This window comes from Candidatus Cloacimonadota bacterium, assembly GCA_016932035.1.
In the GTDB taxonomy this organism is placed as follows: domain Bacteria; phylum Cloacimonadota; class Cloacimonadia; order JGIOTU-2; family JGIOTU-2; genus Celaenobacter.
The window spans coordinates 1-11861 of the sequence record JAFGDR010000049.1 but is presented as its reverse complement, the minus strand read 5'-3'; the positions used below and the strand labels follow the sequence as shown (position 1 = coordinate 11861).

13 protein-coding genes are annotated in these 11861 nt (G+C 38.2%); 8 read left to right on the top strand and 5 right to left on the bottom strand.

The window, feature by feature from the left end; all coding sequences use genetic code 11:
- The first annotated feature begins 19 nt into the window (after window positions 1-19).
- Entirely contained in the window at window positions 20-574 is a 555-nt protein-coding gene (locus JW794_08750; GenBank protein MBN2018197.1) for a M48 family metallopeptidase, read from the top strand.
- Between the two features lie 40 nt (window positions 575-614).
- Here the strand turns inward: JW794_08750 and JW794_08745 are convergent, their stop codons facing one another.
- Window positions 615-845 (bottom strand): DUF2164 family protein, encoded by a 231-nt coding sequence (locus tag JW794_08745; protein ID MBN2018196.1) that lies wholly within the window; start codon window positions 843-845, stop codon window positions 615-617.
- A 147-nt stretch (window positions 846-992) separates the two neighbouring features.
- On the opposite strand from JW794_08745, the gene JW794_08740 reads away from it, so the two are divergent.
- Together JW794_08740 and JW794_08735 are read left to right on the top strand one after the other, a co-directional pair.
- The gene (locus tag JW794_08740) at window positions 993-1565 is read left to right on the top strand and encodes a TetR/AcrR family transcriptional regulator (GenBank protein ID MBN2018195.1); all 573 of its coding nucleotides are present in this window, start codon (window positions 993-995) and stop codon (window positions 1563-1565) included.
- Window positions 1566-1606: 41 nt separating this feature from the next.
- On the top strand, window positions 1607-2761 hold the full coding sequence (locus JW794_08735) for a nitronate monooxygenase (GenBank protein MBN2018194.1): 1155 nt from the start codon (window positions 1607-1609) through the stop codon (window positions 2759-2761).
- A gap of 245 nt (window positions 2762-3006) precedes the next feature.
- On the opposite strand, the gene JW794_08730 is transcribed toward JW794_08735, so the two are convergent.
- Together JW794_08730 and JW794_08725 are read right to left on the bottom strand one after the other, a co-directional pair.
- Window positions 3007-3150 carry a hypothetical protein gene (locus tag JW794_08730; GenBank protein MBN2018193.1) on the bottom strand — a complete coding sequence of 48 codons (144 nt, stop codon included), beginning with the start codon at window positions 3148-3150 and terminating at the stop codon, window positions 3007-3009.
- A 164-nt stretch (window positions 3151-3314) separates the two neighbouring features.
- Window positions 3315-5459: a glycoside hydrolase family 97 protein gene (locus JW794_08725; protein MBN2018192.1), complete on the bottom strand. Its 2145-nt coding sequence runs from the start codon at window positions 5457-5459 to the stop codon at window positions 3315-3317.
- A 161-nt stretch (window positions 5460-5620) separates the two neighbouring features.
- Between JW794_08725 and JW794_08720 the strand changes: the two genes are divergently transcribed.
- Genes JW794_08720 through JW794_08700 form a run of 5 tightly spaced genes read left to right on the top strand, consistent with a single transcriptional unit; the run spans window position 5621 to window position 9864 of the window.
- The gene (locus tag JW794_08720; GenBank protein ID MBN2018191.1) at window positions 5621-6673 is read left to right on the top strand and encodes a hypothetical protein; all 1053 of its coding nucleotides are present in this window, start codon (window positions 5621-5623) and stop codon (window positions 6671-6673) included.
- A 15-nt stretch (window positions 6674-6688) separates the two neighbouring features.
- Window positions 6689-7534 (top strand): aminoglycoside 6-adenylyltransferase, encoded by an 846-nt coding sequence (locus tag JW794_08715; protein MBN2018190.1) that lies wholly within the window; start codon window positions 6689-6691, stop codon window positions 7532-7534.
- A 9-nt stretch (window positions 7535-7543) separates the two neighbouring features.
- Window positions 7544-8032: an AraC family transcriptional regulator gene (locus tag JW794_08710; GenBank protein ID MBN2018189.1), complete on the top strand. Its 489-nt coding sequence runs from the start codon at window positions 7544-7546 to the stop codon at window positions 8030-8032.
- 3 nt (window positions 8033-8035) lie between these two features.
- A complete protein-coding gene (locus tag JW794_08705) occupies window positions 8036-8719 on the top strand; it encodes a DUF2259 domain-containing protein (GenBank protein MBN2018188.1) in 684 nt (227 codons plus the stop codon).
- Window positions 8719-9864, top strand: a complete 1146-nt coding sequence (locus tag JW794_08700; GenBank protein MBN2018187.1) for a metallophosphoesterase — start codon at window positions 8719-8721, stop codon at window positions 9862-9864. Before JW794_08705 ends, JW794_08700 begins: the two co-directional genes overlap by 1 nt.
- 9 nt (window positions 9865-9873) lie before the next feature.
- Here JW794_08700 and JW794_08695 read toward each other — a convergent pair whose 3' ends face one another.
- Both JW794_08695 and JW794_08690 read right to left on the bottom strand, forming a co-directional pair.
- Entirely contained in the window at window positions 9874-10812 is a 939-nt protein-coding gene (locus JW794_08695; GenBank protein MBN2018186.1) for a transketolase family protein, read from the bottom strand.
- A complete protein-coding gene (locus JW794_08690; GenBank protein ID MBN2018185.1) occupies window positions 10809-11645 on the bottom strand; it encodes a transketolase in 837 nt (278 codons plus the stop codon). The genes JW794_08695 and JW794_08690 overlap by 4 nt, the downstream gene beginning before the upstream one ends.
- Between the last annotated feature and the right edge of the window lie 216 nt (window positions 11646-11861).

The window sequence follows — 11861 nt, the reverse complement described above, 5'->3', positions numbered from 1 at the left end:
TTATGTTTTAAGGATAAGAATGATTATTGGAACAAGATCACTCACTCTCATCCACTTCAGTCGCAGTTCCCGTGCAACGCGTCTCAGCATTTCTATCAAGGGATCAAGGGTACTTGTAACAGTGCCCAAAGGCATTTCAATGAAAAAAGCTGAGCAGTTTGTTCTTTCCAAACAGAAATGGATCGAGAAGCACCTGAAAAAATATCAAGCACTTCAAGATGAGTATAAACAATCTTATGAAAATGCTGCAACCATAAATAGAGCTGAAGCAAAGAGAGAGCTTATCAGCAAACTGGAATTTCTGGCGCAAAAACATGGATTTACGTACAATCGAGCTTTTATAAAGAATCAGAAAACATTGTGGGGGAGCTGTTCAGCAAAGAAGAATATTAATCTGAACTATAAACTTGTTTTGCTTCCAAATGAGTTGCAGGAATATATCATGCTCCACGAGCTGGTTCATCTCACACACAGAAATCACAGTAAAGCATTCTGGCAGGAGCTGGAAAGGTTTTGTCCGGAGTATATAAACCGAAGAAAAGAATTACGAAAGTATCGGCTTGAGTTTATGTGAACTCACCATTCCAAGTACAATTCAATAATTGATGTACAATTTATAATTCCAATCCTTTTAGATCTTCGATATTTACAGAAAGTTGCGTTATGCAGTCTCGAATGCCTTTGTTATAAAATTCTTTCCCAAGATTGTCCGTGATGAAATCCAAAAGCAATATTGCAGCCAGATCACCAATTTCTTCATTACGTTCATTCAGAAAAAATTTCTTGATCTGTACAATCATTTTTTCACGAACTTCTCTTTGCAATTCTAATTTATTTTTTTTCATATAATTTCCATTCTGAATTTTGTAATTTATATACACAACTTTGAGGAATTACGTCAAGTTAGACTCTTTAAAACAAAATATAAAATAAATAATTTGACAAATTCGACCATTCAACCAAATTAGTCGAAAATTATAAATGGAGTTCATATGCGCGATAAACATGATCTGATCATAACCGCTGCAGAGGAAGTTTTTGCCCGTTTTGGGTATAAAAAAACAACTATGGAAGACATCGCTGCTGAAGCACAAATTGTAAAAGCAACCCTCTATTATTATTTCCCAAGTAAAGAAGTTATCTTTGGTGAAGTTATCCGCAAGGATTCACAACTCTTTCAGGCAAAACTTGATGATGCAGTCTCCAAAGCTCATACACCGGAAGAAAAAATTCGAGCATATGTAAGTGCCCGAATGCATCATCTTGAGGATTTAAGCAAATTCTATCCTACACTCACCAGAGAGTATCTCGATCATTTTGTTTTCGTCGAACAGATGAGAGATGATTTCAATAGTTATGAAAAGCGCACACTCACTCAACTTCTGAAAGAGGGGGTTGAGATGGAATTGTTTGCAATAAATGATATCGAATATACTGCTCACATGCTTACCATTGCGATCAAAGGTTTGGAATACCCCATGTTTATGAATAAAAAAGGTTATAAGCCGACCGATGAAAGCAGTCGTATGCTCGATATCATCTTCAATGGAATAAATAAGAAATAGGTTAACCATTCACGCAATCAACAATATATAAGGAATTAAGAATGATAGAGAAGAAAGTATCTACTGAATTTCCAGTGTTAAAAATTGATGATCTGACAATCAGCACATCAATAATTCAGGGGGGAATGGGAGTTGGGATTTCAATGGCAGGACTTGCATCCGCTGTTGCAGAACAAGGGGGTATCGGAGTAATTTCTTCAGTAGGACTTGGACTACTCAAGAATACAAAAGATAAGAATTATAGAAAAGGCAACATCACAGCTCTTCGTGAAGAAATCCGAAAAGCAAAGCTCATGTCAAAAGGTGTTATCGGATTGAACATAATGGTCGCAGTTTCAGATTATGATGATCTGGTTAAAACAGCTATAGAAGAAGAAGTGGATCTGTTATTTCTGGGAGCAGGACTTCCTTTAAAGAAGCCTGAAAATATTTCACTTGAACAATTTCGCACAATGAAAACAAAAATATTTCCTATTGTATCCTCAGCACGTGCTGCAAAAATTATTTTCCAAACATGGGATAAGAAGTTTGATCATGTGCCTGATGGTGTGGTGGTTGAAGGACCAAAAGCAGGGGGACATCTTGGTTTTAAAAACGAGCAGATCGATGACAGTGAATTTGAGCTTGAAAAAATTGTTCCCGAAGTTATTGAACAGATAATTCCTTTCAGAAAAAAGTACGATAAAGACATACCATTAATCGCAGCTGGAGGAATTTATACAGGCGAAGATATCTTCCGCTTTCATCAGCTTGGAGCTGCAGGTGTTCAAATGGGGACAAGATTCGTAGCAACCGATGAATGCGATGCAGACATTCGATTTAAAGAGCAGTATATAAATTGTAAAAAAGAAGATATCGGCATAATTAAAAGCCCTGTAGGTCTCCCGGGAAGAGCGATCATCAACAACTTTCTCAAAGAAGCAAGTGCAGGTATAAAAAAGCCATTCCAATGCCCATGGAAATGTTTGCGCACTTGTGATTTTAAGACTTCTCTCTACTGTATTGCAAAAGCACTTATGAACGCAAAGGTCGGCGATCTGAAGCACGGATTCAGTTTTGCCGGATCGAATGCATATCGAATTGATAATATTATCTCAGTAAAAGAGTTGATTGATTCTCTGAAGAAAGAATTTGAGAATGCCTGCATTAAATTCAACGAAATGCTGATTCCTGATCTTGCATTGGTAAGGATCTGACCGAGCAACTAATTTCTTGACAACTTTACTATTTGAATCTTAAAAATTTCAATTATGAATAATATATCTCCGACTTTTAGGAATAAAGGATTATTTCTTCTAATCACTATTCCGGTAATTTTAACCTACTTGGCAGTTGCATTTTATTTATGGCATAATGCACGACTCTTCTTGTGGGTATATCTGGCACTTTTCGTATTGATCAATTTTTTTCAGAGTTACTGCTGTGCTTATAGTGAATGCCCTTATATATATGGATTCTGCCATGCGATTGGAGGAATGACCATACCTGCAAGTAGGATCGCACGGATTTTTATGAACAAAGCTACATCAAAATCCCTTTTCATCATTGCAAAACTTCTGGTCTCTTTATTAATGCTCGGGATCATTGCTTTACCACTATTTTTTATTAAAGATTTAGGTGTTCTACTTTTGTTATTATATTGTTTAATATTTATTGCTCATGTGGAATTATCGATGACTATGGCTGGACCGGATAGCGACATGAAGGGAACCTGCATTACCGGTTTATTTCAATCTAAGAAGAGTATAATTAATCGTACTTCTGATATTTCTTCAGATCCTGATAGTGAGCAGGTGTAATACTGACAGCTGCGCCACCGCCTTCTGCTAATGAGAGGTTGAGAACAGTTTCATTATTAACAATAGCTTTTGCAATTTTATAGGACATTGGATTGTCCTTCCAATGCGCATCTCTTCCGTCTAGGTAAAGCGTAGCGACATACCATTGATTAGATTTGAGGAAATCAAGAGGAATTTCAGATGATCTGGCATTTTCGTCAGTAATCGCACCTATAAACCATTCATCCCGGTCTTTTGCTTTTCGCGCAATTGTGACATAATCTCCCGGTTCAGCTTCGATGATTTTTGTGTCATCCCAGTCGACGGGTACATCTCTGATGAACTGGAACGCATCGAGGAATCGTTCGTAATTTTCTGGCAGATCGGCAGCCATCTGCAGGGGACTGTACATAGTAACATACAACGCAAGCTGTTTCACGAGTGTTGTATGCACTTGTTCTTGTGAACCTGGTTTGTAGTAATCCATCTTGATTTGAAAGATTCCTGGTGTGTAATCCATAGGACCGCCCATTAAGCGCGTGAACGGCAAGATCGTTTCATGATCAGGCGGATTACCTGCACTCCATGCATTGAACTCATTTCCCCGTGCAGCTTCGCATGCCAGCCAGTTCGGATAAGTCCTGTGCAATCCTGTTGGTCGACATGATTCATGAGAATTTACCATGATCTTATTTTTTGCAGTTTGTTTCGCTACATGCACATAATGATTCATCATCCATTGCCCATCATGATATTCTCCCCGCGGAATGATCCTGCCCACATAGCCGGTTTTGACCGTATCGTAGCCATGTTTTTTCATAAAACCATATGCATCATGCATTCTTCGCTCATAGTTAGTTACCGAAGACGATGTCTCGTGATGCATGATGAGTTTCACACCTTTTTCTGCCGCATATGCCTGCAATGCTTCGACATCAAAATCAGGATAAGGGGTAACGAAATCGAACACCTCTTCTTTCCATTTTCCATACCAGTCTTCCCATCCGATATCCCAACCCTCGACAAGCACACCGTTAAAACCATGCTCTTCTGCAAAATCGATATAACGTTTTGTGTTTTCTGTGGTGGCACCATGACGTCCATTCGGTGTCAGCGATTCCCAGTCGGTTTCATCCAATTTTACATTGCCGACATCTGCGTAATTCCATGAATGTTTACCCACATGCAGTTCCCACCAGATGCCAATATATTTCTGAGGATAGATCCAGCTTGTATCTTCTATGTTGCACGGATCGTTCACATTCAAAATAAGGTTCGATGCAAGAATATCTTCTGCTTTATCGCTTATGATGATCGTCCGCCATGGTGTTTTGAATGGCGTTTGGATATAGGCAAAATTCCCAACTGCATCAGGAACGAGTTCAACTTCGAGAATGGATTTTTCTTTATCTATCAATATGTGCATAACCGGATAATTAACCAGTGCTGCTTCGTGGAGGTTGATATACAATCCATCATCAGTTTTCATCATAAGCGGTGTCTGAACTGCGTTATCTGCAATGATGGTACGTGTTCCTATCTCGCTGACAGTAAGTCCTTTTTGGGCATGAACTTCGCTGAGTTTTGACGTCGTGTATGCATATTCATTGGTATCATAATCTCCGGGAATCCAGAATGCCGTATGATTACCTGTAAGATTGAATTCAGTGTTTTCTTTATCAATTATAAAGTATGATAGATTTGGCTGCAGTGGAAATTCATATCGGAAAGCAACGCCGTCATTATATGCACGGAAATATATGGTGAGTTTTCTATTGCTGAGTTTCGGTTGTGTTAGATTAACGATCAGTTCATTATAATGATTTCTAATCTCTTTATACTCACCCCACACCGGTTGCCATGTCTCGTCAAAGGATGACGTTTCATACGATAATATTTCAAATTTGGTATTCAAATCAGACGAATTCTTGATTTCAAAACCAAGCATACTCGTTTCGATTACTGAATCACCTTTATACGAAACCTCGTAAAATGGAGTTCCAAAAAGACCAATATCGAATGTAATTTCGATATTTCGATCTGGTGAATAGAGTTGTAGCGCTTGTACATTCATAGCAATAAATATCCCACATAATAATATCATGAATTTTTTCATAGTGCATAGTAAAGAAATATTATCGGTTTTGTTGTCAATAAGAATATTTTCTTTGATTTTAAAAGTACAAAAGCATTTCTAATTATTAGTTTTTTTTGACAAGGAATTCCTTTCATATTTTTTCTCACTTAATAAACAAACAAAACAGATTAGAGGTATGTATGAAAAAAATAATTCCAATAATTCTTGTCATGACACTCATTGTATGTTCAGTACTCAACGCAAGTCAAAACAAACGTTATGCAATCAAATCAGCACATATTGTGTATGAATTGAGTGGAAATATCAGTGGTCAAAAAGAAGTCTGGTTTGACGATTATGGCATGAAGTATTATGAAGAAGAAAATACCACGACAACGATTAAGATGTTTGGTATTACCAGCGAGGAAAAAGAGCACACAATAGTCATTCATGATGGACAAACCCTGTACGATATCGATATGATAACCAAAACTGGTTACAAAGGCACAATGCCGGACATGAGTGAGTTCAAGGACATGGCAGAAAATATGTCCGAAGCTGAGCAGAAGAAACTCAAAGATGATATGATGGATCAGCTTGGTGGAAAAGAACTTGGAACTGAAATGTTCTTGGGTAAAAAATGTGAAGTCATGGAGGTTATGGGAGTTAAATCATGGTTCTACAATGTTATCATGCTGAAATCTGAAAGTAACATGATGGGTGTTGTATCCAATGAAACTGCAACAACCTTTAAAGAAAACATAGCAGTTCCAGCATCAAGATTTGATCCTCCAGCAGGAATTACTTACGAAGACATGCCCAGTTTTGGAGGTATGTTCAGTGATGAGGAAGACGAAGATGAATATTATGAGGATGAAGAGTATGGAGATATCCCAGTTCCCATTACGTTTGACGAATTCAAGAGTGGCATCAGTGGTATAAGCAGTTCTGGATACACTCAAACCATGGTGATGCAGGAAGAGGGCGAATATATGGCAATGTATATGAGCAGTATGGGTTCGATGATCATGGTTATGGGTTCGGGTTATACATCTGAAGATATGGACGAAGGATTCGAGTCTTTTACCCATAAAGGAAAAACCATGAAATACGGTACGATTGCAGAAGGCGGCAACTCAATCTCAATGCTTATGGTTCTGTATCCTTATAATAAATTGATGATCTCGATAAACTCAATGACCGGTCTTTCCAAAGATGAGCTCATCAAGATTGCAGAGAAACTAACTTTCTAATTTAAGCATGAAGTAATGATAGAAATTATTAAAAAAATTATAGATTGGGCTGAAAATGAGCCCGAGATCAGAGCCCTCATCCTTGAGGGCTCGATGGTTTCTGGAAAAAAGACCGATGAACTCTCTGACTACGATCTCAACTTCTTTGTTACTGATTATACCAAGTACATAAATTGTAATGAATGGCTTTATTCTTTCGATGAAGTGGTCATCTACCAAAAACCGGATTTCACTTTTAAGAAATGGTATATTCCAAGCAGACTGGTTGTTTATAAACATTCACCCCGCGTGGATTTCTCTTTCTGGAATATTGATATTTTGAAGCAATTTGTCGACATACAAAGATTACCTGACTTTTATAAGAATGGGTATAAGGTTTTTGTTGATAAAGATGACATTGCGTCAAAACTTCCTCAGCCTTCTCAAGATGGGTATGCAATTGTAAAGCCGTCAAAAGATGAGGTCTTAAAAAATATATATGATTTCTGGTACGAAGCATACTGTGTAGCAAAATATTGCCACAGGGGAAATCTGTTTTTCGCAAAGATGCTCGAGAATGGATATTTCAAGAAGTTCTTACTTCAAATGGTTATCTGGTATGAATCAGCAAATACAGAATGGAACAGAACCGACATCCACACAGAAGGTAAAAATCTCGAATCAGTTCTTGCTAAAGAACAAATGGAAAAAATTTCTTCATGTTTTTCCGGTTATTCAAAAGATGATATTTTGGCAAGTATAAAAGTAACCACGACCTTTTTTAAGAAATATTCCATGAATGTTTGTCATAATCTGGACATTGAATATCCATTAAAGAGAATTCAAGGTATTCAAGAATATATAAACAAAATACTGACTTAAGAGGAATATATGGATTATAAAATCGTTAATCGTGATGAAATAAAACTGGTTGGAGTGCTCTACCATACGACGATGAAAACAGAAAAAGGTATTCCCGGACTCTGGGATGATGCGTTCATTCCTCGAGCAAAAGAGATAAAGCATATTGTTAACCGGAACTGCTACGGACTCGAACTCTATCCTGATGATTTCATGGAAACATGGCAATTCACCTATATGGCTGCTTTTGAAGTATCTAAGCTAGATGATATTCCCATCAATATGTTTGGTGTCACCTTGCCTGCTGCGACCTACGCTGCATTTACGGTGAAAGGTAAACTCGATCCGGAGAAAATCAAAGAGACATTTCATAAGATCTATCATGAATGGTTGCCTTCCTCCGGATATACCTTTGCATATCCCTACGATTTTGAATTCTATGATGATGAGAATGATCGTTTTAAACCGGATGAGGATGATTCCGAAATCGACATCTACTTACCAATCAGAAAGAAATAACTCATGAAAAAAGTATTACTGTCACTCATTTTATCGATAAGTTTACTTACTACAATGTATGCTGGTGATGTATCAGATTATTCGATACTCGGTTTCTCTGAAGATAGCCGCTATGTAGCATTTGAGTTCAGCGGTGTTGCAGACGGTTCAGGATTTCCTTATATCCAGATCTCCGTTTATGATTGTCAGGAGCACACACTCACAGAAGAACCATTTTTCAATATTATTCAGATCCTCGATGATGAAGAGTTTGAAAAGGGTGTAGCACTTGCATGGGATAACTCGACTGAAGAGTTTGAAAAGATCCTTCAGAAATATAGCATTTCACCTATTGATAAAGGATTATCTGCGATCAAACGAATGGACTATGCACCAACGCTTCTTTCAGCTGGATTTGTTTTTTACGGAAAGCATGTGGTCATTGAACTCGAGGAGATCGAAGGAACTGAAACAATATATGATATGTACACACCTTCCGGAATTCGTGTCACATCACAGGTTAACGGGAAGGAAACGGTTCTTCTCAGCGAAGAGTCGAACAGGGATATAGGCAATCTTCGTTTTGATTATTCAATTGAAGAAATCGTTATTTGCAGAAACACCTTTGCTGCAATCATTTCTTATCATGCACCTGGTTTTGAGGGATACAATACTCGTCAAATGATCGTAGGGTATATAATCGAATAATGAGAAGAATTATTTTTTTATCTATAGTTATCATCCCTACGATTTTTTCTTGTTTACTTCATGCTGAAGAATCACAAACATACGATTTGAACGGTATAGACGGACCTTACCTATTTTACCAGGATTCCCTAATAAACGTATATTCAATCGAAGAACAAAATAAACTGAGCTCTCATACTGCTTTAAAAAATGACAGTTTTAGAGTCATCATCCCAAATAAATACCATGATGAATTCTGGTTTACGCTACAGGATGGACATGATGCTTATCCTTCAACATATCCTGCAGTCGAAAAGATATTTGCAGTTTCAGATATCGAAGGAAATTTCGAAGCGTTTGTTAGCTTGCTTCAATCAAACAAGTTAATCGATAATGACCTCAACTGGATATTTCAAGATGGACATCTCGTGCTGGTTGGTGATTTGGTTGATAGGGGAGAATACGTAACTCAATGTCTCTGGCTGATCTATAAGCTCGAGCAGGAAGCAGAAAGAGCAGGTGGTAAGGTACATTTTCTTCTTGGAAATCATGAGCTTATGGATTTGAAGGGGAGGATCGATTATGCGCAGGACAAGTATGTAGCTGCCGGGCAAAGGATCAGCAGTATCGAAGATCCTGAGGAAGCACTTCGATATCTTTTTTCGAACAACTCGGTTCTCGGTAATTGGCTGAGAAGTAAAAATACAATAGAGAGAATGGGTAATGTACTTTTCGTACATGCAGGATTGAGTTCTGAGCTTCTTGAAGCACAATATTCTATACAGCAAATTAATGATTCTATGAGGACATATCTTGGTTTACAAAATAGCGAAATAACAACAGAAACCGGGAAATTACTGTTCGGAAGATTCGGTCCTGTCTGGTTTCGAGGACTTGTCATAGACTACAAGGATTATTATACAAAAACTGAAGAATCTAAGCTCGATGAAGTTTTATCTTCTTATAATGCAGAAACTGTTGTGATTGGTCATACGATCGTTGATAGTATTGTAAGTACGGACTATGATGGTAAGGTTATCAGAATCGATATACATCAACCGAAAGAACGGGAAACAGGAAAAGCAGAAGCACTATTAATTGAAGGTAATGAATTTTTTCGGGTGAATGATCTAGGAGAGAGGTTTTTGCTAAAGAAAGAGAATTAACACATTTCTCTACGAATAAAATTTCTCGATTTCTTCACTTATTTTCTCAGCCGATAATCCAAACGCATCGAGTAATAAATGCGGTTGTCCGGACTCACCGAATCTATCATAAATCGCTAACATTTTGACTTTTACGGGATAGTGCTCTGCCAAAACTTCTGAGATCGCAGAACCCAATCCACCTGCCTGCAGATGCTCTTCGATAGTCATTACCTTCCCGAATTTCTTCGCATATTTGATTACACAATCCTTATCGATCGGTTTGATTGTGTGCATATTTATAATGGTTGGATGAATTCCCTTTTTATGGAGCAGCTCAACCGCTTTCATCACTTCCGCACCAATCGTGCCTGCAAAGAAAACAGCACAGTCATCACCTTCAATCAATACCTGTGCTTTCCCAATTTCAAAATCTGAATTCTCGTCTGTAATTGCTGCGGTTGCTTCTCGTGCTAATCGGAGGAATGCGGGACCTTTTAATTCTGCAATTTTCATGGTTGCTTTGTATGCCTGGAAATGGTCACACGGAACAACGACAGTCATGTGGGGGAGTATCCTCATCAATGCGATATCCTCGATTGCCTGGTGGCTGCCGCCGTCAGCACCAACGGAAATCCCACCGTGCGAACCGACAATTTTTACATTAAGTTGTGAATAACACACAGTATTTCGAAGTTGGTCAAATGCACGTCCGCACACAAAAACACCATAAGTTGTCACAAAAGGAATTTTGCCTTCCAAGCTTAGTCCTGCAGCAATATCCACCATATTTTGTTCTGCGATTCCCACATCGATAAAACGTTCGGGGAATTTCTCTGCAAACCAATTGGTTCGTGTCGAGGTCGAAAGATCGGCATCGAGAACCAGTACATTCGGATTTGTTTTGCCAAGTTCTATGAGTGCACGTCCATAGCCGTCTCGTATGGGGAGAATATCTTTTATATTCATGCATCCATCCTTTCTTTGATCTCTTTCAAAGCCTGTTCCAATTCATCTTTATTCGGCGCTTTTCCATGCCAGCCGGCTTTGTTTTCCATGAATGATACCCCTTTTCCTTTTACTGTTTGAGCAAGTATCATTGTCGGTTTATTTTTCACAGAATTGAATTCTTTGAAAGCGTTCAGAATCTCAGAAATATTATGACCATCAATAAGTATTGTGTGCCAACCAAAAGCATCCCATTTTGCTCTCAAGGGTTCGAGCGCCATCACTTTTTCCGTATCGCCATCGATTTGCAGACGGTTCCTATCTACAATGGTGCAGAGATTATCCAATTTTTTATGAGGAGCGAACATTGCTGCTTCCCACACCTGACCTTCGTCGAGTTCCCCGTCACCGAGCAAAGTATAAACGCGAAAATCTTTCTTATCTAATTTTCCCACAAGCGCGATGCCGCATGAGATCGAAAGCCCCTGACCTAATGAACCTGTCGATACTTCAACGCCAGGAAGCATATATGAAGCAGGGTGACCCTGAAGCCGTGATTTATATTTCCTGAGTGTTTTCAATTCGCTTCTATCGAAATATCCTGCATGTGCCAATAAAGCATAGAGTAGGGGAGCAGCATGTCCTTTCGAAAGGATAAATCTGTCTCTGTCTTCTAAGTACGGGTTTTTCGAATCGTAATTCATTTCATTGAAATAGAGAACTGTTCCAATATCTACTCCGGAAAGAGAACCGCCCGGATGACCCGATCCTGCTTCTGCGATCATGTCGATTATACTATAGCGAATATCTTCAGCTTTTCTTGTCAGTTGATCAATATCTTTTAATTTTTCCATCGTATCCTGCTTATATTTCATGATGACGAGTTCATTAATCTTATCATCAAATATTTTATGATTTTTAGATGACGGATGGATCAAGAGTGTCAATAAAAAAGAGTATTAACTACCTTTATAGATAAAATTTATCAGGTTTCTTGACAAGTTTCTGATTTTACTGACGTATTTTATACACGTATGATAAAAAATGAAAAGCTTGAAGGTCTGCAGATA

Coding starts and splice junctions, on each gene's coding strand:
- JW794_08750 (MBN2018197.1), top strand. CDS start 20: ATGATTATTGGAACAAGATCACTCACTCTCATCCACTTCAGTCGCAGT.
- JW794_08745 (MBN2018196.1), bottom strand. CDS start 845: ATGAAAAAAAATAAATTAGAATTGCAAAGAGAAGTTCGTGAAAAAATG.
- JW794_08740 (MBN2018195.1), top strand. CDS start 993: ATGCGCGATAAACATGATCTGATCATAACCGCTGCAGAGGAAGTTTTT.
- JW794_08735 (MBN2018194.1), top strand. CDS start 1,607: ATGATAGAGAAGAAAGTATCTACTGAATTTCCAGTGTTAAAAATTGAT.
- JW794_08730 (MBN2018193.1), bottom strand. CDS start 3,150: ATGATCCCGAGCATTAATAAAGAGACCAGAAGTTTTGCAATGATGAAA.
- JW794_08725 (MBN2018192.1), bottom strand. CDS start 5,459: ATGAAAAAATTCATGATATTATTATGTGGGATATTTATTGCTATGAAT.
- JW794_08720 (MBN2018191.1), top strand. CDS start 5,621: ATGAAAAAAATAATTCCAATAATTCTTGTCATGACACTCATTGTATGT.
- JW794_08715 (MBN2018190.1), top strand. CDS start 6,689: ATGATAGAAATTATTAAAAAAATTATAGATTGGGCTGAAAATGAGCCC.
- JW794_08710 (MBN2018189.1), top strand. CDS start 7,544: ATGGATTATAAAATCGTTAATCGTGATGAAATAAAACTGGTTGGAGTG.
- JW794_08705 (MBN2018188.1), top strand. CDS start 8,036: ATGAAAAAAGTATTACTGTCACTCATTTTATCGATAAGTTTACTTACT.
- JW794_08700 (MBN2018187.1), top strand. CDS start 8,719: ATGAGAAGAATTATTTTTTTATCTATAGTTATCATCCCTACGATTTTT.
- JW794_08695 (MBN2018186.1), bottom strand. CDS start 10,812: ATGAATATAAAAGATATTCTCCCCATACGAGACGGCTATGGACGTGCA.
- JW794_08690 (MBN2018185.1), bottom strand. CDS start 11,645: ATGGAAAAATTAAAAGATATTGATCAACTGACAAGAAAAGCTGAAGAT.